This is a genomic window from Aquipuribacter sp. SD81 (genome assembly GCF_037153975.1).
Taxonomy (GTDB): Bacteria; Actinomycetota; Actinomycetes; order Actinomycetales; family JBBAYJ01; genus Aquipuribacter.
Genome location: NZ_JBBAYJ010000014.1, coordinates 74,630 through 94,886, shown reverse-complemented (window position 1 = coordinate 94,886; position 20,257 = coordinate 74,630). Strand labels below are relative to the sequence as shown.

The 20,257-nt window shown below is 75.3% G+C and carries 20 protein-coding genes; 11 read left to right on the top strand and 9 right to left on the bottom strand.

Annotated elements, in window-relative coordinates:
• Nucleotides 1-124: 124 nt before the first annotated feature.
• From WAA21_RS10350 to WAA21_RS10335, 4 genes are read right to left on the bottom strand one after another with little or no spacing between them, the layout of a single operon-like run.
• Nucleotides 125-643 (bottom strand): EXLDI protein, encoded by a 519-nt coding sequence (locus WAA21_RS10350; protein WP_336922716.1) that lies wholly within the window; start codon nt 641-643, stop codon nt 125-127.
• Between the two features lie 60 nt (nt 644-703).
• Nucleotides 704-1,576 (bottom strand): DUF3097 family protein, encoded by an 873-nt coding sequence (locus WAA21_RS10345; RefSeq protein WP_336922715.1) that lies wholly within the window; start codon nt 1,574-1,576, stop codon nt 704-706.
• 21 nt (nt 1,577-1,597) lie between these two features.
• Nucleotides 1,598-3,034: an ArnT family glycosyltransferase gene (locus WAA21_RS10340; protein WP_336922714.1), complete on the bottom strand. Its 1,437-nt coding sequence runs from the start codon at nt 3,032-3,034 to the stop codon at nt 1,598-1,600.
• A 4-nt stretch (nt 3,035-3,038) separates the two neighbouring features.
• Nucleotides 3,039-4,040 (bottom strand): DMT family transporter, encoded by a 1,002-nt coding sequence (locus WAA21_RS10335; RefSeq protein WP_336922713.1) that lies wholly within the window; start codon nt 4,038-4,040, stop codon nt 3,039-3,041.
• 70 nt (nt 4,041-4,110) lie between these two features.
• On the opposite strand from WAA21_RS10335, the gene WAA21_RS10330 reads away from it, so the two are divergent.
• Nucleotides 4,111-4,689, top strand: a complete 579-nt coding sequence (locus WAA21_RS10330) for a CGNR zinc finger domain-containing protein (RefSeq protein ID WP_336922712.1) — start codon at nt 4,111-4,113, stop codon at nt 4,687-4,689.
• 55 nt (nt 4,690-4,744) lie between these two features.
• On the opposite strand, the gene WAA21_RS10325 is transcribed toward WAA21_RS10330, so the two are convergent.
• Complete coding sequence (locus tag WAA21_RS10325) at nt 4,745-5,191, bottom strand: SRPBCC family protein (protein WP_336922711.1); 447 nt, start codon at nt 5,189-5,191, stop codon at nt 4,745-4,747.
• A 57-nt stretch (nt 5,192-5,248) separates the two neighbouring features.
• Here WAA21_RS10325 and WAA21_RS10320 point away from each other — a divergent pair, with 57 nt between their 5' ends.
• The 10 genes from WAA21_RS10320 to WAA21_RS10275 all read left to right on the top strand — a co-directional run bounded on the left by WAA21_RS10320 (nt 5,249) and on the right by WAA21_RS10275 (nt 15,358).
• On the top strand, nt 5,249-6,253 hold the full coding sequence (locus tag WAA21_RS10320; RefSeq protein WP_336922710.1) for a bifunctional riboflavin kinase/FAD synthetase: 1,005 nt from the start codon (nt 5,249-5,251) through the stop codon (nt 6,251-6,253).
• Nucleotides 6,254-6,379: 126 nt separating this feature from the next.
• Nucleotides 6,380-7,444, top strand: coding sequence for an acyl-CoA dehydrogenase (locus tag WAA21_RS10315; RefSeq protein ID WP_336922709.1), 1,065 nt, complete (start codon nt 6,380-6,382; stop codon nt 7,442-7,444).
• The gene (locus tag WAA21_RS10310; protein WP_336922708.1) at nt 7,441-8,217 is read left to right on the top strand and encodes a PIG-L deacetylase family protein; all 777 of its coding nucleotides are present in this window, start codon (nt 7,441-7,443) and stop codon (nt 8,215-8,217) included. The genes WAA21_RS10315 and WAA21_RS10310 overlap by 4 nt, the downstream gene beginning before the upstream one ends.
• Entirely contained in the window at nt 8,214-8,816 is a 603-nt protein-coding gene (locus WAA21_RS10305) for a class I SAM-dependent DNA methyltransferase (protein WP_336922707.1), read from the top strand. The genes WAA21_RS10310 and WAA21_RS10305 overlap by 4 nt, the downstream gene beginning before the upstream one ends.
• Complete coding sequence (locus WAA21_RS10300) at nt 8,813-9,553, top strand: glycosyltransferase (RefSeq protein WP_336922706.1); 741 nt, start codon at nt 8,813-8,815, stop codon at nt 9,551-9,553. The genes WAA21_RS10305 and WAA21_RS10300 overlap by 4 nt, the downstream gene beginning before the upstream one ends.
• A gap of 407 nt (nt 9,554-9,960) precedes the next feature.
• Nucleotides 9,961-10,230, top strand: a complete 270-nt coding sequence (rpsO, locus tag WAA21_RS10295; protein ID WP_336922705.1) for a 30S ribosomal protein S15 — start codon at nt 9,961-9,963, stop codon at nt 10,228-10,230.
• 318 nt (nt 10,231-10,548) lie between these two features.
• Entirely contained in the window at nt 10,549-12,795 is a 2,247-nt protein-coding gene (locus tag WAA21_RS10290; RefSeq protein WP_336922704.1) for a polyribonucleotide nucleotidyltransferase, read from the top strand.
• Nucleotide 12,796: 1 nt separating this feature from the next.
• Nucleotides 12,797-14,131 (top strand): M16 family metallopeptidase, encoded by a 1,335-nt coding sequence (locus tag WAA21_RS10285; protein WP_336922703.1) that lies wholly within the window; start codon nt 12,797-12,799, stop codon nt 14,129-14,131.
• Entirely contained in the window at nt 14,128-14,892 is a 765-nt protein-coding gene (dapB, locus tag WAA21_RS10280) for a 4-hydroxy-tetrahydrodipicolinate reductase (RefSeq protein WP_336922702.1), read from the top strand. The genes WAA21_RS10285 and dapB overlap by 4 nt, the downstream gene beginning before the upstream one ends.
• Before the next feature lie 16 nt (nt 14,893-14,908).
• Nucleotides 14,909-15,358: a hypothetical protein gene (locus WAA21_RS10275; protein WP_336922701.1), complete on the top strand. Its 450-nt coding sequence runs from the start codon at nt 14,909-14,911 to the stop codon at nt 15,356-15,358.
• Between the two features lie 94 nt (nt 15,359-15,452).
• Here WAA21_RS10275 and WAA21_RS10270 read toward each other — a convergent pair whose 3' ends face one another.
• From WAA21_RS10270 to qcrA, 4 genes are all read right to left on the bottom strand, one after another.
• Complete coding sequence (locus WAA21_RS10270) at nt 15,453-16,649, bottom strand: heparan-alpha-glucosaminide N-acetyltransferase domain-containing protein (protein ID WP_336922700.1); 1,197 nt, start codon at nt 16,647-16,649, stop codon at nt 15,453-15,455.
• Nucleotides 16,646-17,320, bottom strand: a complete 675-nt coding sequence (locus WAA21_RS10265; RefSeq protein ID WP_336922699.1) for a GNAT family N-acetyltransferase — start codon at nt 17,318-17,320, stop codon at nt 16,646-16,648. The genes WAA21_RS10270 and WAA21_RS10265 overlap by 4 nt, the downstream gene beginning before the upstream one ends.
• Nucleotides 17,321-17,452: 132 nt before the next feature.
• The gene (gene qcrB / locus WAA21_RS10260; protein ID WP_336922698.1) at nt 17,453-19,162 is read right to left on the bottom strand and encodes a cytochrome bc1 complex cytochrome b subunit; all 1,710 of its coding nucleotides are present in this window, start codon (nt 19,160-19,162) and stop codon (nt 17,453-17,455) included.
• Nucleotides 19,162-20,250: a cytochrome bc1 complex Rieske iron-sulfur subunit gene (qcrA, locus tag WAA21_RS10255; protein ID WP_336922697.1), complete on the bottom strand. Its 1,089-nt coding sequence runs from the start codon at nt 20,248-20,250 to the stop codon at nt 19,162-19,164. Before qcrA ends, qcrB begins: the two co-directional genes overlap by 1 nt.
• Nucleotides 20,251-20,257 lie beyond the last annotated feature (7 nt).

Sequence of the window (20,257 nt, the reverse complement as noted above, 5' to 3'; positions counted from 1 at the left end):
GTGGCGCGCCGGCGCGACGGCGCGACGGTGCGACGGCGCGACGGCACGACGGCGCGACGGCGCGACGGCACGACGGCACGACGGCACGACGGCCGGGGGAGTGCGAGGGGCGCTGCGGTGCGCCTCAGATGTCGAGGTCCTCCACGACGGGGACCTCGTCGGTCGCCGTGACGAGCTCGTACATCTGGGCGGGGACGAGAGGGGCGAGGGCGTCACGGTCGTCGACGACGGTGAGCGTGGCGCTCGCCGGGGTGGTCGTGTGCTGCTGGTCGGCGCTCAGGTGCTTGCGCCAGCCGGTGGCGGTGCCGTCCTTGCCGGCGGTCCACGTGTGCACGGCGGAGCGCTCGTGGTGGACGGCGTAGCGGCCGGCGCGCGTCCGGTAGACGCTGATGTGCTCCGTGCCCTCCCCGCCCGAGTGCTGGGTCTCGGCGAGCAGCACGCCGAGGAAGCGCTGCGTGCGGCCCTTGCCCGTGCCGACGCGGACGGTGACCTCCTCGTAGCCACCGTCGAGCGCGTCGTGGTGCTCGACGTAGCGGCGCAGGGCCTCGCTGATCGCCCGGGAGAGGTTGCCGCCGGCGACCTCCTGCGCGCGGGCGTAGACGGGCAGGTCGGCGTCCGAGACGTAGATCGTCTTGTTCGGCACGGGACCATGCTAGCCATGGTCTGACTATACGTACACCTATACGTAGAACACAAGAGCGACTCAGCGGTCCGCGGCGTCACCGGTCACGAAGTCGATGAGCTCCTCGACCCGCCCGAGCAGCGCTGGTTCGAGGTCGGTCCAGGACCGGACCCGGCCGAGGATCCGCTTCCACCCGAGCCCGACGTCCGCAGCCGTCTCGTGCGGCCAGCCGAGGTGGGCGAGCACGCCCTCCTTCCACGGCCGGCCGCGCGGCACGTCGGGCCAGCGGTCCAGGCCGAGACGCTCCGGCCTCACCGCCTGCCACACGTCCACGTACGGGTGCCCCACGACGAGCACGTGCCGGCGCAGCGCCGCGCTACGGGCGACCGCCTCCGCCTCGCGCCATTCCTTCGACCCGGCGACGAGGTGGTCGACGAGCACACCGATGCGTCGGCCCTCGCCGGGGGAGAAGCCCCGCAGCGCCGCCGCGAGGTCGTCGACGCCGTGCAGCGGCTCCACGACCACGCCCTCCACCCGCAGGTCCTCGCCCCAGACCTTCTCGACGAGCTCGGCGTCGTGGACGCCCTCGACGAGGATGCGGCTCGCGCGGGCGACCCGGGCGCGGGCGCCCGACACCGAGACCGACCCGGACGCCGTCCGGCCGGTCGGGGCAGGACCGCGGGAGGGGGCCGGACGGGCCAGCGTCACCGGCCGGCCGTCGAGCAGGAAGCCGGGGCCCAGCGGGAACGTGCGGGTCCGGCCGCGCCGGTCCTCGAGCACGACGACGTGCATGCCACCGGACTTCTCCACGCGCACCACCGCGCCCACCCACGCGCCGTCGTCGGTCTCCACGACGAGCCCGGCCTCGGCGGCGACGGTCTCCACGGCGGCGGGGCGGCCGGGGCGGCGGGCGGTGGCGAGCACGTCGGTGCCGTAGCGGTCGTAGCGGGTCACCCGGGAACGGTAGGCAGCCGCTCAGCCGGTTCGGCGCAGGCGCGGCCACAGCGCGTCCCAGTCCGTCGTCGGACCCGAGCACATGCGCAGGGTCGTGCCGCGCTCGTCGTTGTCGAGGCCGGCGGCGTTGTCGACGGTCGCGACCACGTCGCAGCGCCCGAAGAGCCGTCCCGCCGCGTCGTCGAGGCCGACGACGAGCACGCGCGACGGCTCGCCCTCCGGACGGCTCCAGTGCCAGTACCCCACGTGGCCGCTCGCGACGGGTGGGAGGGTCACACCCTGCCGCCGCGCGAGGTCGAGCGCACCGGCCTGGCCGTAGTTGCCGGTGAGGACGAGCTGGGCCTCGCCCTCGGCCGCCGCGGCGGCGACCGTGTCGACGTACTCGGGCCAGCCGACCTGCTCGCCGTGGTCGTAGACGACGTCGACCGGGGCCCGGGAGGCGGGCAGCAGCGGCAGCGCGAGGACGGCGCTGACCCCGGCGTTGAGCCCGACGAGACCGACCAGCAGCCCGCGCCGGGCGCGACGCGTTCCGGCCCAGCGGCGCGCGGTCGCGACCCCCGCCGCCACGAGCACCGGGACGAGGCCGAAGGCGTAGTAGGGCTTGCCACCGGTCGCGACGAGCGCGCCGACGAGCAGCACCGCCGCGACCGCGAGCCAGCGCAGCGACCGGTCGCGCCACAGGGCGACCGCCCCCACCACGACGAGGACGAAGGTCGCCCCGGTCAGCGTCGGCAGCAGCAGGGGCAGCAGCCACCGGTCGGTGGACGTGCCGGAGCCGCCACCGCCGATGGACGCGGCCATGTCGAGCTGCGGCCAGCCGTTCGTCGCCTGCCACAGCAGGCTCGGCACGAGCCCGAGGCAGGCCAGCCCGGTGGCGAGCCACGGCCACGGGCTGCGCAGCGCCGTCCGCGGGCCGACGAGCAGGAGGGCGAGCAGGCAGCAGCCGAGCACGAGCAGGGGCAGGGTCTTGACGGCGAGCGCCGCCCCGGCCGAGGCGCCGGCCAGCGCCCACGCCCCGGGGTCGCGGCCGCGACGCACCGCCCGCAGGAGCAGCCAGACCGTCACGGCGGTGAGCGCCATGTCGAACACGGTCGTGCCGAACAGGTGCCCGGCCACGAGGAGCGTCGTCGCGGTCCCCACCACGAGCGCCGTCCACGTCTGGTCCCGCCGGTCGCCGCCGAGCTCGCGCGCCGTGAGCCCGGCCGCGAGCACCACGACGCCCGCGGCGAGGGCGGGCAGGAGGCGGAACCAGCGCAGGTCGCCGCCGCTCAGGTCGTACCACCAGGCCGCCAGCAGCGGCACGGGCGCGGGCTGGTCGGGGTACGCCAGGTCCGGGTGCCGTCCCGCCTCGACGAGGTAGAGCTCGTCGCGGTGGAAGCCGTAGCGGTCGCCGGCGACCAGCAGGACCGCGACGACGCCGAGAGCGACCCAGGGGAGCGGCGAGCGGGCGGCGGGCACGGCCTCAGCGTGGCGGAGCGGGGGCCTCCGGTGTGAGCGACGGCGCCGGGTCGGGCTCGCGGGGCGCCGTCAGCTCGTCGTAGCGGACGGCGACGACCCCGGCCACGACGAGCACGCCGCCGAGCAGCTGTACCGGCAGCGGCAGCTCCCCGAGCAGCAGCCACGCGAACAGCAGGCTGAAGAGCACCTCCGTCAGGCCGACGAAGCCCGCGACCTTCGAGCCCAGCGGTCGGGTGGCGCTCACCCCCGAGGCGTAGGCGAAGGCGGCCGCGACGAGGCTGAGGGTCGCCACCGGCACCCACCACGGCAGGGTGAGACCCGCGAGGTCGACGTCGGCGGCGGTGACGGTCATGGGGACGACGCCGACGAGGCCCGCGACGCCGAGCGCCAGGGCGCCCACGACCAGCCCGCCGGTGGCCATGACGAGCGGCGGCAGCCCCGTGTCGTCCCGGGCCGAGAGCACGAAGTACGCCGCGAGGCCGACGGCGGCACCGAGCGCCCACAGCACGCCGACGCCGTCGACGCGCATGCCGCCGAGCACGTCGAGGACGAGCACGAGCCCGGCGACCGCGAGGGCGATGCCTGCGACGGTCCACCGGCGCGGCCGCTGCCCGTGCCGCAGCCACAGCCACAGGACGACGAGCACGACGCCGAGGTACTCCAGCAGGAGCGCGACCCCGACCGACAGCGTCTGCACCGCGCTGAAGAAGGCGAGCTGCACGGCGGCCACGGCGACGACGCCGTACGCGATGAGCAGGCCGGCGTTGCGGCGCAGCAGGTGCCAGCGGCCGCGGAGCATGACGAGGGCGACGGGCAGCAGGACGAGGGCCGCGATGCCGATGCGGGCGGTGACCGCCGCGCCCGGGCTCCACCCGGCCTCCAGCAGCGACTTGGCGAACGGCCCGGAGCTGCCGAACGCCGCCGCCGACGCCAGCGCGATGCCGAGGCTCGGCACGAACGCCGTCGCGTTGGTGGCCGGCGGCCGGAGGGTGGTGGTGACGGACACGGCGTCTCCCGCTGTAAGAGGTAAACTAAGCGACGCTAGTTACGGTACAGCCGCAGACGTCAGGAGCAAAATGGTCTTCGCCCATGACGCCGAGGAGGCCCTGCTGTCGGCGGCGGCGCTCGTCAACACGCTCGGCCTGGGGGCGGAGGCGGCGTCGGAGGACACCGACCGGCTCGAGGACCCGGCCGACCTCGACGCCTTCGTGGCCGAGTGGCGCTTCACCGGCGGCCGGGCGTCCGGCACGGGTGCGGTCGAGGCGGAGCTCGCGGAGGTGCGGGCGCTCCGCGAGGAGCTGCGGCGGCTGTGGACGACCGAGGACGACGAGGAGCTGGTGGCGGGAGTCAACCGGCTCCTGGCCGACGGGGGCGCCCGTCCCCGCCTGGTGCGGCACGACGGCTGGGACTGGCACCTGCACGCGACCGAGGCCGAGCAGCCGCTCGGCACGCGCATCGCTGTGGAGGCGGCGATGGCGCTCGTCGACGTCGTCCGCAGCGGCGAGACCGCCCGGCTCAAGGTCTGCTCGGCCGAGGACTGCGACAATCTCCACGTCGACCTGTCGAAGAACCGGTCGCGGCGCTACTGCGACGCCGGCTGCGGCAACCGCGCCAACGTCGCGGCCTACCGGGCGCGGCAGGCCGCGGGGGAGTGAGGCGGCGCGCGTCGTGAGTGCTGCTCGTCAGGCGCTCTCAGGCGCTCAGGCGCTGTCAGGCGCCGACGCGCTGCCAGCCCTCGGCGAGCAGCGCCAGGCGCTCGGCCCGGCGGCGCTGCCCGAAGGCCGACAGCCGACCGACGACACGCTCGAGCACCGGACCCAGCGGCCCGTGCACCCGCGCCCCGAACGACAGCCGGCAGTCGGACTCGCCGACCGGCTCGACCACCAGGTCGTAGACGAGTCGGTGCCACAGTGCCCGGGTCGCCCACGAGTACCCGCCGTCCGGGCGCACCTCGGTGACGGCCATCGTCGTCGCGGGCCCGAAGAACGGCCGCACCCGTCCGCGCCAGCCGTCGCCCACACGCTGCGGCGAGGAGCCGCCGAGCGGCTCCACCGACACCACGTGCGGGCTCCACAGCCGCCAGGCGTCGACGTCGGTGAGCAGGTCGTGGACGCGGGCGGCGGGTGCGGCGACGTCGCGGGCGGTGACGATGGGCACGCCCAGACGGTACGTGCCGCGCGCGAGGGGCACCCGCCGACCTGGCACGCTGTGGCGGTGCGCGTGTGGCGGTCGCTGGAGGAGCTGCGTGGCGACGGTCCCGCCCGGGCCGTCGTGACGGTCGGCAACTTCGACGGCGTCCACCGCGGTCACCGCGCCGTCCTCGACCGGGTGCGCGCCGAGGCGGAGACGAGGGGCGCCGAGGCCCGTGCCGTCACGTTCGAGCCGCACCCGCTGCACGTGCTGCGCCCCGACGTCGCCCCGCCGCTGGTCACCGGACCGACCCAGCGCGTCGAGCTGCTCGGCACGACCGGCCTGGACGGCCTGCTCGTGCAGCGCTTCGACCTGCAGCTGGCCGCGCAGTCGCCCGAGCAGTGGGTCCGCGAGACGCTCGTCGAGGGCCTCGGCGCGGTGTGCGTCGTCATCGGCGTCGACGTCCGCTTCGGGCACCGCAACGCGGGCGACCTCGCCACGCTGCGGGAGCTCGGGCAGCGCCACGGCTTCGACGTCGTCGCCCTGGAGGACGTCGCCGGCCCCGCCGGGCGGCGCTGGTCGTCGAGCTGGGTGCGCACGTGCCTCGCCGAGGGCGGGGTGCGCGAGGCCGCCGACGTGCTCGGTCGCCTCCACCGCCTCGACGGCGTCGTCGTCCACGGCGACCACCGCGGCCGCGAGCTCGGCTACCCGACGGCGAACCTGTCGCCCGAGCCGGGCGCCACCGAGGGGCTCGTCCCCGCCGACGGCGTGTACGCCGGCTGGCTGACCGTCGAGCCCGACAGCGACGACGCTCCCGGCGAGCGGCTGCCGACCGCCGTCTCCATCGGCACGAACCCGCAGTTCGACGGTACGCAGCGGCGCGTGGAGGCGTACGTGCTCGACCGCGGCCCCGACGGCTTCGACCTGTACGGCCGGGCCGTCCGCGTCGAGCTCGTCGAGCGGCTGCGACCGACGGTCCGCTTCGAGTCCGTGACCGCGCTCACCGACCAGATGGCGCTCGACGTCGACCGCACCCGCGAGCTGCTCGCGGCGCGTCCGGCCACCGGCGCGAACCCCGCCGGCCGCTGACAACGGCGCTGCCGCCGGCTCGCGGGGGCGCGTCCCCCGGGGCACAGTGACGGGGGACTGCTCCGCCGCCGCGGAGCCCCCGTCGGCCGCCGGTCGGGGGCCGTCCCGGTGCAGTGAGGGGGTCGGGTGGACGACGTGACGGTGACGACCGGGGCGCGGGTCCGGGACCTGCTCGACACGGGGCGGCTCGACCTGCCTCTGCCCGGCCGGGGCCGCACCGCCCTGCGCCTCGCCCGGCTGCGGGAGCTGGGCGAGGACGACCTCGTCGTCGCGCGTCTCGCCGAGGCCCACACCGACGCGCTCCACATCCTCACCGACCTCGCCGACCCCCCCGTCGACGGCCGGGTGCCGGGTGGGGGGCTGCTCGACGGCGCGGACCGTCACCTGTGGGGCGTGTGGGCCGCGGACCCGCCGGGGGCGTCGCTGCGCGCCGAGCATGACCCGGCGAGCGGGCGCTGGTCGGTGAGCGGCCCGAAGCCGTGGTGCAGCGGCGCGACCACCTGCGACCGCGCGCTCGTGACCGCCCACGCCCACGACGGCTACCGCCTCCTCGCGCTCGACCCCCGTCACCCGGGCGTCACCGTCAGGCCGTCGGCGTGGGCGGGACCCGGCATGGCCGGCTCCGACACGCGCGACCTCCACCTCGACACCGTCGCCGCCGAGCCCGTCGGCGCCCCCGGCGCGTACCTCGACCGGACCGGCTTCTGGTGGGGGGCGGCCGGCGTGGCCGCCGTGTGGCTCGGCGGTGCGCGGCGGGTGGCCCGCACGCTGCACCGCGTCGCCGCGCGGCACCGCAGCGACCTCGCCCTCGCCTCGCTCGCCCGGGTCGACGCCGCCCAGCACGCCGCGTGGGCGACGCTGCTCGTCGTCGCCGACCTCGCCGACCGCGCGAGCGGACCCGGGCCCGGGCACGCAGCCGGGCGCGAGGACGGGCGCGAGGACGGTGACGGCGTAGAGGTCGGCACCGGTGCGGCGCGCCTCGCGGCCGCCCGCGCCCGCGCGGCGGTGGAGACCGCGGTCGAGGTCACGCTGCTGGAGACCGCCCGCACGTGCGGTCCCGGCCCGCTCGCGACGGACGCCGAGCACGCGCGGGCCGTCGCCGACCTCACCGTGTACGTGCGCCAGTCCCACGGCGACCGCGACCTCGCGGTGCTCGGCGGGCTGGTGCTCGACGCCCGGGACGAGGCGTGAGCCAGGTCATCGCCGGCGCCGGCACGCCGGAGACCCACTGGCGGCCGTGGCTGGCCGGGCTCGCCGCACCCACGGCCGTGCCGCCCGCGACCCCGCCCGGACGGGCGCCGCGCGTCCTCGTCCTCGTCGCCCACCCGGACGACGAGGTGCTGGGGGCGGGAGGCCTGCTGCACGGCCTGGCCCGACGCGGCTGGCGGGTCGACGTGGTGTGGGCCACCGACGGGGAGGCCTCCCACCCCGGCAGCACGGTCGTGTCCGGCGCCGAGCTGGCGCGGCGGCGCCGCGAGGAGTCCGTGCAGGCCCGCGACGTGCTCGGGCTCGACGGCACCACCACGTGGCTCGCCCTGCCCGACTCCGGCCTGCTCGGGCGCGAGGCGGACGTCGCGGCGGCCGCCGACCGCGCGCTGCAGGACGGCGGCGTCGACCTCGTCCTCGCCCCCTGGCGCGAGGACGGCCACCCCGACCACGAGGTCTGCGGACGGGCGGCGGCGCGAGCCGCCGCCCGTCACGGCGTGCCGCTGTGGGAGGTGCCGATCTGGGCGTGGCACTGGGGGACGGCCGACGTGCTCGCCCCCCGGTGGTCGCACGCCCACCTCGTCGCCCTCGACGAGGCGACCCGGACCGTCAAGGCCGCGGCGGTCGCGCAGTTCGTCACACAGGTCCGCCCCCTCGGGCCCGCCGCCGCGGACCGCGCCGTGCTCCCGCCGGAGGTGCTGGCCCGCTTCGCGCGCGACGTCGAGCTCGTCCTCGTCACGCCGGCGGTGCCGTCGTGACGCTGCCGCCGGAGTACTTCGCCCGGCTGTGGCGCGACGACGACGACCCGTGGCGGATCGCCGACCGCTGGTACGAGCGGCGCAAGCGCGACCTCGTGCTCGCCGCCCTGCCCCGCGAGCGGTTCGGGCACGCGCTGGAGGTCGGCTGCGCGGCCGGTCACCTCACCGAGCGGCTGGCGGCCCGCTGCGACCGGGTGCTCGCGTGCGACGTCGACGCCACCGCCGTCGGGCTCACCCGCGCCCGCGTGGCCGGCGTCGCGCCGCACGTCGCGGTCGAGCAGCGCCGGCTGCCCGGGCAGTGGCCCGGTGGCCGCTTCGACCTCGTCGTCGTGTCCGAGGTCGGCTACTACCTCGGCGCCGACGACCTCGCGGAGCTGGCCGGGCGCAGCACCGATGCGCTCGCGTCCGACGGGGTCCTGCTCGCCTGCCACTGGCGGCACCCCGCGCCGGACTACCCGCTCGACGCCGAGGCGGTGCACGCCGGGCTCGGCGCGACCGGGCTCCGGCAGGTCGCGCACCACGAGGAGCCCGACCTCCTGCTCGACGTGTGGACCGCGGGGGAACCGTCGGTGGCCCGGGCCGAGGGCTGGCTCTCGTGAGCGGGCGGGACGCTCGGGTGCGCGTCGTCGGCGTCGTCGTGCCGGCGCGCGACGAGGAGCGGCTGCTCGGCCGCTGCCTCCGCGCGCTCGGCGACGCGGTCCGGCTCCTCACCGTCGAGCGGCCCGACGTCCGTGCCCGGGTCGTCGTCGTGCTCGACGGGTGCCTCGACGACAGCGCCGGGGTGGTGGCCCGCGCCCCGTGGCCCGAGGGCGCGGACCGGCCCGTGGTCCTCACCACCCGGCCCCGCGGGGTGGGTGCCGCGCGCGCGGCCGGGGCCGCCGACGCGCTCGAGGCGGCCAGGACGGCGGGCGTCGAGGACCACGAGACGTGGCTCGCGGGCACCGACGCCGACTCCGCGGTACCGCCGCAGTGGCTCCTCGCGCAGGTCGCGGCCGCCGAGCGGGGCGCCGACGCGTGGGTCGGCACGGTCGTGCTGCCCGGCGGCGGGCTCTCGGGTCTCTGGGGTGCGCAGCAGGAGCACCGGGAGGGGCACGCCCACGTGCACGGGGCCAACCTCGGTGTCCGCGCCAGCGCCTACCTCGCCGCGGGCGGGTACCCGCCGCTGTCCTCCGGCGAGGACGTCGCCCTCGTCGACGGCCTCGCCGGCACGGGTGCCCGGCTGGTGCGCACCGCCCGGTGGCCCGTCCTCACCTCCGACCGCCTGGTCGGCCGCGCGCCGGACGGGGTCGCCGCAGACCTCCGCGAGCTCTCGCTCGAGACCGACGGGGCGGCCTGACCGCCGCAGGAGGCTCGGCAGGCGACGAGGCGGCGCGCGCGGCAGGACCGGCATGGATCATGACTTCAGTCGCCGGAGCGCGGCGTCGGGCACGAGACGCGGCAAGGATCATGACGGGAGTCGCCGGAGCGCGGCGTGGGCGCGAGACGCGGCATGGATCATGACGGGGGTCGCCGCTGTGCGGCGTCGGGAGCGACGCGCGACATGGATCATGACGGGAGTCGCCGGAGCGCGGGGTGCCCGTAGCCGGCGCCGGGCCACGGGTCCCGGCACCCCTCCCACCAGGACGGATTAGGGCCGGGTGTGCCCGCGTTGCTACTGTGAGCACCGCCGTGAACCGGCCGCGGATGACGTATGCCCGGGTGGACAAGCCCCCGGCGCGCCGCGCAACGACCTCAGGAGATCCAGTGCCCCTCGACTCTGCCACCAAGCAGCAGATCATCGCCGAGTACGGCTCGTCGCCGACCGACACCGGTTCGCCGGAGGTCCAGGTCGCGATGCTGACCCGCCGCATCAGCGACCTCACCGAGCACCTCAAGGTGCACGCCCACGACCACCACACCCGCCGGGGGCTGCTGCTCCTGGTCGGCCAGCGCCGTCGCATGCTGCAGTACCTGCAGCGCACGGACATCAGCCGCTACCGCTCGCTCATCGAGCGCCTCGGTCTGCGCCGCTGACACGCTCGTAGGGCGGTTCCCCGCAGGGGGAGCCGCCCTTCGCGCAGCACCACCACAACTCCACAGACAGCTCCACAGCACCAGCACCACAGCACCAGAACCAGCACCACGCAGGCGCGGCCACGACGGGCGTGACCGGTCCTCGGTGGTGGCCCCCGGGACAGCGGCCGAGCCGCGGCGCCCGAGGGCCTCGATCGAAGGCCGGCCCCGTCCCGCGCACGCGGGCACCACCGGTGCCCGCCGAACCGCGTCCTGCGCCGACGCAACCCCCGAGGAACGGGGAGCCCCTGACGTGGGGGCAGAACGGAGAGCCACCGCATGGCCGACATCACCACCGCCGACGCCGTCATCGACAACGGCCGCTTCGGCACCCGCACCGTCCGCTTCGAGACCGGGCGCCTCGCCCGCCAGGCCGCCGGCTCCGCCGTCGCCTACCTCGACGACGAGACGATGCTGCTGAGCGCGACGACCGCCAGCAAGAACCCCAAGAGCCACTTCGACTTCTTCCCGCTGACGGTGGACGTCGAGGAGCGCATGTACGCCGCGGGCCGCATCCCCGGCTCGTTCTTCCGCCGCGAGGGCCGCCCGAGCACCGAGGCGATCCTCACGTGCCGCCTCATCGACCGCCCGCTGCGCCCGTCGTTCGTCGACGGCCTGCGCAACGAGATCCAGGTCGTCGTCGACGTCCTCAGCCTCAACCCCGACGACGCCTACGACGTCGTCGCCATCAACGCCGCGTCCATGAGCACGCAGCTCGCGGGCCTGCCGTTCTCCGGCCCCATCGGCGGCGTGCGCATCGCGCTGGTCGACGGGCAGTGGGTCGCGTTCCCGCGTCACAGCCAGGTCGCCGAGGCCGTCTTCTCGATGGTCGTCGCCGGCCGCGTGGTCGACGGCGGTGACGTCGCGATCATGATGGTCGAGGCCGAGGCCACCGACACCGCGTTCGACAAGGTCGCCCTGGGCGCCCAGGCGCCGACCGAGGAGGTCGTCGCCGAGGGCCTCGAGGCCGCGAAGCCCTTCATCAAGGCGCTCGTCGAGGCCCAGCAGAAGGTCGCCGACGCCGCCGCGAAGGAGACCCGCGAGTACCCGTTGTTCCCGGCCTACCAGCCCGACGCCTACGAGGCGGTCGAGCGGACCGCGAAGGACGACGTCGCCCAGGCGCTCACGATCGTCGACAAGCTCGAGCGCGAGTCGCGCCTGAGCGAGGTCAAGGACCGCGTCCTCGCCGAGCTCGGCGAGCAGTTCCCCGAGCGCGAGGGCGAGCTGTCCGCCGCCGTCCGCTCGCTCACCAAGCAGCAGGTGCGCCAGCGCATCCTCACCGACGGCGCCCGCATCGACGGCCGCGGCCTGGCGGACATCCGCCAGCTGTCGGCCGAGGTCGAGGTCCTGCCGCGCGTGCACGGCTCCGCGCTCTTCGAGCGCGGTGAGACGCAGATCCTCGGCGTCACCACGCTCAACATGCTCAAGCTCGAGCAGCAGATCGACTCGCTCGGGCCGGAGACCAAGAAGCGCTACATGCACCACTACAACTTCCCGCCGTTCTCCACCGGCGAGACCGGCCGCGTCGGCAGCCCCAAGCGCCGCGAGATCGGCCACGGCGCCCTCGCCGAGCGGGCGCTCGTGCCCGTCCTGCCGAGCCGCGAGGACTTCCCCTACGCGATCCGGCAGGTCTCGGAGGCGCTCGGCTCCAACGGCTCGACGTCGATGGGCTCGGTGTGCGCGAGCACGCTGTCGATGCTCAACGCCGGCGTGCCGCTCAAGGCGCCCGTCGCGGGCATCGCGATGGGCCTGGTGTCCGACACGGTCGACGGTGAGACCCGCTACGCGGCGCTCACCGACATCCTCGGCGCCGAGGACGCCTTCGGCGACATGGACTTCAAGGTCGCCGGCACGCGGGAGTTCGTCACCGCGATCCAGCTCGACACCAAGCTCGACGGCATCCCCGCGAGCGTCCTCGCCGGTGCGCTCACCCAGGCCAAGCAGGCCCGCCTGCACATCCTCGACGTCATGGCCGAGGCCATCGACACGCCCGACGAGATGAGCCCGTTCGCGCCGCGGATCATCACGGTCAAGGTGCCGGTCGACAAGATCGGCGAGGTGATCGGGCCCAAGGGCAAGATCATCAACCAGATCCAGGACGACACGGGCGCCGACATCTCCATCGAGGACGACGGCACCGTGTTCATCGGCGCGGTCGACGGCCCCTCGGCCGAGGCCGCCCGCCAGGCGATCAACCAGATCGCCAACCCGACCATGCCGGAGGTCGGTGAGCGCTACCTGGGCACCGTCGTGAAGACGACGACGTTCGGTGCGTTCATCGCCCTCATGCCCGGCAAGGACGGCCTGCTCCACATCTCGAAGATGCGTGACCTCGCCGGCGGCAAGCGGATCGAGAACGTCGACGACGTCGTGTCCGTCGGCCAGAAGATCCAGGTCGAGATCACCGAGATCGACCAGCGCGGCAAGCTCTCGCTGTCGGTCGTCAGCAAGGACGAGGAGCCCGCCACGGTCGACGTGTCGGAGTCCATCGAGTCCGTCGCCGGCGTCGAGGCGCCGAGCGCCTGAGATGAGCCCCGTCGGTCTCCCGATCGACGACACCGCCGTCTCCCGCACCGTGCTGCCCTCCGGGGTCCGCGTCCTCACCGAGTCGATGCCGGGCCTGCGCTCGGCCACCGTCGGCATGTGGGTCGGCGTGGGCTCGCGCGACGAGGCCTCCGGCCACTTCGGCAGCACCCACTTCCTCGAGCACCTGCTCTTCAAGGGCACCGACCGGCGCAGCCCGCTCGACATCGCTGAGGCCTTCGACGCGGTCGGCGGCGAGGCGAACGCCGTCACGGGCAAGGAGCACACGTGCTACTACGCCCGTGTCATGGCCGAGGACAGCGCCATGGCCGTCGACGTCATCGCCGACATGGTGACGAGCTCGACCATCGACGCCGACGACTTCGACTCCGAGCGTGAGGTCATCCTCGAGGAGCTCGCGATGGCCGAGGACGACCCCACCGACGTGGTCCACGAGCGCTTCGCCGAGGCCGTCCTCGGCGCGCACCCGCTCGGCCGGCCGATCGGCGGCACGCCCGACACCATCCGCGCGGTCGGCCGTGACGACGTGCTCGCCCACTACCGGGCGCACTACGAGCCGCCGACGCTCGTGGTCACCGCCGCGGGCGGCGTGGAGCACGACGAGGTCGTGCGCCGGGTCGTCGCCGAGCTCGACCGGGCCGGCTGGCACGGCGGTGACGCGCGTCGGTCCCCGCGGCGCGGGCGCGCGCTCCTCGGCGACGCCACCACCGGGGCGGGCGCGGCCGCGACCGGAGCCGACGTCGTCGTCCGCCGCGACACCGAGCAGGCCCAGGTCGTGCTCGGCACGACCGGCCTCGCCGCGACCGACGAGCGCCGGTATGTGCTCAGCGTGCTCACGACCGTCCTCGGCGGCGGCATGAGCAGCCGGCTGTTCCAGGAGGTCCGCGAGAAGCGCGGCCTCGCCTACAGCGTGTACTCCTTCGCCTCCAGCTACACCGACGGCGGCTACCTCGGCCTGTACGCGGGCTGCAACCCCGCCAAGGTCGACACGGTCGTGGACCTGCTGGCCGCGGAGTGGGAGCGCCTCGCCGCGGACGGTCTCGCGCCGGGGGAGCTCGAGCGCGGGGTCGGCCAGATCGCCGGGGGCATGACGCTGGGGCTGGAGGACTCCGGCTCGCGCATGTCCCGCCTCGGCAAGGCCGAGCTCGTCCACGGCGCCTTCACCGACCTCGACGAGGCGGTCGCGCGGCTGCGCGCGGTCACCGCCGAGCAGGTGCAGGAGCTCGCTGCCGAGCTCGCCGCCCGGCCCCGGAGCCTCGCCGTCGTCGGACCGTTCGACGAGTCGCGCGGCTTCGGGACCGCCGGGGCGGCCGCGTGAGCCCCTCTCCGGAGGGGGCGCCCGTGCGGGTCGTCGTCGCCGGCGCCCGCGGCCGGATGGGCCGCGCGGCGGTCGAGGCCGTGGAGGCCGCCGACGACCTCGCCCTGCACGGGGCCGTCGGGCGCGGTGACGACCTCGCCGCCGCGCTGGACGGGGCCGACGTACTCGTCGACCTGTCGGTGCCGGACGCCTCGCCCGGCAACGTCGCGACCGCGGTCCGCGCCGGCGTGCACTGCGTCGTCGGCACGACCGGGTGGGACGACGACCGCCTGCAGGAGGTGACGCGGCTGCTCGCCGACGCCGACGGGGTCGGGGTGCTCGTCGCCCCCAACTTCTCGGTCGGCGCGCTGCTGGTCGCCGACTTCGCCGCCCGCGCCGCCCGGTTCTTCGAGTCCGTCGAGGTCGTCGAGCTGCACCACCCCGACAAGGTCGACGCCCCCTCCGGCACCGCCGTGCGCACGGCGCGCGGCATCGCCGCCGCGCGCGCCGAGGCGGGTCTCGGTGCCTCGCCGGACGCCACCACGCAGTCCCTGCCGGGTGCTCGCGGGGCCGACGTCGACGGCGTCCGCGTGCACGCGGTCCGGCTGCGCGGTCTCGTCGCGCACCAGGAGGTGCTGCTGGGCGGACCGGGGGAGCAGCTCACCCTGCGCCACGACAGCCTCGACCGGTCCTCGTTCATGCCGGGGGTCCTGCTAGGGGTCCGCGAGGTCGCCTCCCACCCCGGGCTGACGGTCGGGCTCGAGCACTGGCTCGACCTGTGAGGCGCCGGACCGCTCCGTGACCCGCACGAAGCTCGTCGTCGCCGTCCTGCTCGTCGTCCTCGGGTTCTACCTGTGGGGGCTGCTCGACCGCTCCGCGGCGGTGCTGTCCGACGGCGGGCCGGCCGGCTGGGCGCTCGCCTTCGGCATGGTCGTGCTCGTCGTGGCCGGGGTCGGCGTCGCCGTCGCCGAGGTCCGCTTCGGCCTCGCGACGCAACGGCTCGGCAGAACCCTCGACGACGAGGGCGCCCTGCCGGAGGACGTCCCGCGCCTGCCGTCCGGCGGGCGGGACCGGGCGGGCGCCGACGCCGCGTTCGCCCGCTACCGCGCGGAGACCGAGGCCGAGCCCGGTAGCTGGCGGGCGTGGTTCCGCCTCGCGCTGGCCTACGACATGGCGGGGGACCGGAAGCGGGCGCGAGCCGCCGCCCGGCACGCCGTGCGCCTGCACCGGGAGGACCGGCGCGGCTGACCGCGCCGGCGCGCCCGGGGCGTCCGCGCGACCGCGGGGTCGTCGGGACCGGTGCCCTGCCCGCGCGAGTCCGCCGCGCTCCTGGCCCGCGGGGTCAGCGGCTGCCCGGCGCCGCGACCTCCCGCGGCGGCACGGGGCCGGCCACGGCGTCCACGACCTGCGCGACCCCCTCCTCCAGCGGCCCGCGGCGGAACCGGAGCCGCCACAGCGTCGCGAGCACGACCGCCACGACCGCGTGGCTGAGCCACACCGCGAGCCCCTGCTCGGCGGGCAGCCCCAGCCACACCGCGACGACGTGGCCGCTGTACAGGGTGAGGGTCATGGACCCCGCGGCCGCGAGTGGCAGCAGCAGCGCCGCCCCGCCACGGGTCCGGGCGAGCAGCAGGCACCCGCCGACCACGGCGAGCGCGACGCCCGCGGTGCCGAGCAGGTCCAGCGGCGCCCCGCTGTGCGGGGTGCGGATCGCCAGCCACCACCACGACCCGGTGGGCGTGGTCCCGAACCACGGCCCCGGCACGCCGCGACCCGTCAGGGCGTCGCCGGCGGCGAGCGCGTCCTGAGCCGAGGGCAGCCGCAGCAGCCACGCGGACAGCAGCCACGAGGCGACGCCGAGCGCCGCACCCCCGGTGAGCAGCGCACCGGCGACCGGCGCCTTCGTGAGCGCGAGCCGCCCGACTCCCGCTCCGAGCAGCAGGTACCCGAACCACGTGAGGACCGGGTAGTAGCCGGTGAGGAGCAGGTCGGTGACCGCCTGCTGCGGCCGGAGGAGCAGCACCTCGAGCCCGACCTGCGCGTTGGGTCCGAACAGCGCGAACGTGTCGCGGAGCCAGTGCGAGGCGAAGGGTGAGAGCGCGAACCACGCGAGACCGGCGCCGCCGAGAACGAGCGGGGGAAGCCGCACGAGCGGCGCCACGAGCACGAACAGGACGGCGTAGTACTGGAGGATGACGGCCACCGGCGGGGACAGCGTCGCGAGCGTCAGCCCGAGCACGAGCACCGCCGCGGCGCGGACGGCGTTGCGCGCGACCATGTGGCCGTAGGGGACGCGCGGTCGCCCGGCGCCGCCGTCGGCCAGGGCGAGGCCGGCCCCGGCGAGCAGCGCGAAGGTCGCCGACGCGCGCCCGTCGGCGAGCACGTACGCGAGCGTCGTCGACCCGTCCGCGCTCGTGCGGGCGAGCAGGTGCGTGCCCATCATCCCGAGCAGGGCGAGGCCGCGGGCGGCGTCGACGCCGGTGAAACGGGTCGCCCCGCGTAGCCTGCCGCGCTGCGGCGCGGCCGTGCCGGTCGTCACTCCTCGACCAGCCAGGCGACGAAGCGCACCTCCGGCCACACCGACCGGGCGCCGTCGCCGAGGCCGTCCGCGGGCTCGTCGAGGTCGGCGTCGTCGAGGGCGCGCCGGCGACGCGCGCCGTCCTCGGCGAAGCCCGCGCCGCGCAGGAACTCCGCGCGGCCGGCGTCGTCGACGTGGACCCACGCCAGCAGGTGCGTCGCCCCTGCGGCGCGGGCGGTGTCCGCCACCGCGGCGAGCAGGCGGGAGCCGTGACCGCGGCGGGTGTGCAGCGGGTCGACCTCGAGCGCGACCACCTCGACGCCCCCGCCGCTGCCATCGGTCCCGTCGCCCTCCTCGGTCCCGTCGGCGTCCCCGCTCCCGTCGGTCTCGTCCCCGCCGGCCGGGTCCGTCCCGTCCGTCGCCGGGGCCGCTGCGGCGAAGCCCGCCACGATCCCGTCACCCAGCGCGACGTGCACCGTGTGGGCGGGGGAGGGGGGCTCGGTGACCGCGGTGCGCCATGCGTCGGCGAGCTGGTCGGCGTCGAGCGCGGCGACCACCTCGCGCGGGAGGACCTGGGCGTAGGGCCCACCCCACGAGCGGGCGTGGACCGCGCCGATGGCGGCGAGGTCGGCCTCACGGGCCCGGCGGACGGAGTTCTCGGCGCCCGGGGACCCGGTCAGCAGGCTCGCCATGAGCTGATCGTGTCACGCGCGGCCGGGGCGCCGACCACGCGGGCACCCGGACCGTGGTGGGCGGACATGACGGAGGCCCGCACCCGGTGGGTGCGGGCCTCCGGATGACCCGGGCGGGGACCGGGTCGGACCTCAGGCCTGGCCTGAGCCGATCTGCTTCTCCGAGCGCGCCTCGAGCTGCTCTCCCTCGGCCCCGTGCGGGGCGGTGTCGAGGGCGTCGTGCTCGCCGTGGCTGTGCGCCGCCGAGAGCTCCGCCGGGGTGACGGGCTCGACGCGGTCCTCGAAGTAGAAGCCCGACAGCCGCTTGCGCAGGCCGTCCGCCCACGCGCCCTTGCGGCGCACGCCGTTGGCGTCCTTGACCGGGCCGGGCTCGATGGGCGTGTAGTTCGGGTGCTGCACGAGGGTCCAGCGCTCGTACTCGTCCATCGGGCGGTGCCGCTCGAGCACCTCGCCGGTGTCGAGGCGGTACACCTCGCCGGTCTCCACGCCGTGCAGCACCCGCTCGCGGTCGCGGCGCTGCAGGCCGAGGCAGATCCGCTTCGTGATGACGAAGACGATCGGCGGGGCGACGAACATCATGACCCCGACGAAGCGGGTGATGTCGTTGATCGCGAGGCCGAGCTGCGTGGCGATGATGTCGTTGCCGCCGTTGGCCCACAGCAGCGCGTAGAAGGTCAGCGCCATCATGCCGAGGCCGGTGCGGGTCGGGGCGTTGCGGGGACGGTCGGCGAGGTGGTGCTCGCTCTTGTCGCCCGTCGCGACCTGCTCGATCCACGGGTACGCGACGAGCAGCGTCGTGAGGATGCCCGGCAGGATGACGGCCGGCAGCAGGATGTTGCCGGACAGCGTGTAGCCGAGGATCGTCACCTCGAGCCAGCCGGGCATGACTCGGACGGCACCGTCGAGCCAGCCCATGTACCAGTCCGGCTGTGAGCCCGCGCTCACCGGTGACGGGTCGTACGGGCCGATCGTCCACACCGGGTTGATCTGCACGGTGGCGGCGATGAGGGCGATGACACCGAAGACGATGAAGAAGAACCCGCCCGCCTTCGCGATGTACACCGGCAGCAGCGGGTAGCCGACGACGTTCGTGTTGGTCTTGCCCGGGCCGGGGTACTGCGTGTGCTTGTGCAGCACCACGAGGAACAGGTGCGCGGCGATGAGCGCGAGAGCGATGGCCGGCAGCAGCAGCACGTGGATCGTGTAGAAGCGCGGGATGATCGCCTCGCCCGGGAACTCGCCGGCGAACAGCCAGAAGTGCACGTACGTGCCGATGAGCGGGATCGCGAGCACGATCGCGGCCGCGATGCGCAGGCCCGTGCCGGACAGCAGGTCGTCCGGCAGCGAGTAGCCGGTGAAGCCCATGAAGATGGCGAGCAGGGCGAGGATCGCGCCGATCACCCAGTTGAGCTCTCGCGGCTTGCGGAACGCACCGGTGAAGAAGACCCGGATCATGTGGATGACCGTGCCCGCCACGAAGACGTGCGCCGCCCAGTGGTGGATCTGGCGGATGAGCAGGCCGCCGCGGACCTCGAAGCTGAGGTTGATCGTGGAGGCGAGCGCCTCGGACACGAGCTTGCCCTGCAGCGGCTCGTAGGGGCCCTCGTAGGCGATGAGCGCCTGCGACGGGACGTAGAAGAACGTGAGGAACACACCCGTCAGCAGGCAGATGATGAAGCCGTACAGGGTGATCTCGCCGAGCATGAACGACCAGTGGTCGGGGAAGATCTTCCGGGCGCCGCCGCGCACGACCTTCGCGAGGCCGAGGCGCTGGTCGCCCCAGGCCGCGGCCTGACCTGCCCGGGACTGGTACTGGACCCGCTGGACGCTCGTCGTCGCCATCAGGCCTCCTCCTCGATCCGTGTGCGGTCGCGCTCGAGCTCCCAGTAGCTCGGCCCGACGGTGCCGTCGAAACCGTCGGTCGCCACCAAGTATCCCTCGTCGTCGACGGAGATGGGCAGCTGGGGGAGGGGCCGCTTGCCTGGCCCGAAGATGACCTTGCAGTTCTGGAGCACGTCGAACGTGGTCTGGTGGCACGGGCACAGCAGGTGGTGGGTCTGCTGCTCGTACAGCGCGACCGGGCAGCCCATGTGGGTGCAGATCTTCGAGTAGGCGACGATGCCGCCGTAGGAGCCCTCGACCGCCTCGGGGGCGACCTCCTCGGGCTCCAGGCGGATGAGGAGCACGGCGGCCTTCGCCTTCTCGTCGAGGAAGTGGTCCGCCTCCTCGATGCCGGCCGGCTGCACGTGCACGACCTGGCCGACGACGAGGTCCGTGGCCCGGATCGGGTCACCCGTCGGGTCGGTGACGAGGCGGGTGCCGCCCGTCCAGATCGTCTCGGCGAGCACGCCCTCGGGGTTCGGGCCGGTGTCCTTGAGCAGGAGCACGGCCGGCAGCGGCGCGAGGGCCGCGGCGCCGATGAGCGTGTTGCGGATGAGCGGGCGACGCCCGATGCCGGACTCGCCGACGCCGTCGCGGAGGATCTGCGCGGCGTCGGCCTGCTCCTCCGGCGTGCCGTCGATGGAGTGGCGCTCCTCGACGACCTCGTGGTCCGGCATGAGGGTCTTCGCCCAGTGCACGGCGCCGAAGCCGATGCCGCCGAGGGCGAAGGCGATGCCGAGGCCGAGCAGCAGGTTGGACCAGAAGAGGATCTGCTCCTCGCTCTGGTCCCGCAGCGGGATGGCGAAGTACGCGGTGATCGTGAGGACCGTGCCGACGATCGACAGCAGGAAGAGGAACGCGACCTGCCGCTCCGCGCGCTTCGCGGCCTTCGGGTCGGTGTCGGCGAGCCGGTCGACGTGCGGCGGCAGGCCGGGGTTCTCGAAGCGCTCCGGCAGCGGCCCGCTCTCGCGGCGTGCGACGTCCGTGCTGGCGTCGCCGTGCGCGGGCGCGCTCGACGTGGCCGGGGTGAGGTCGTGGTTGCTGCTCATGTCTCCG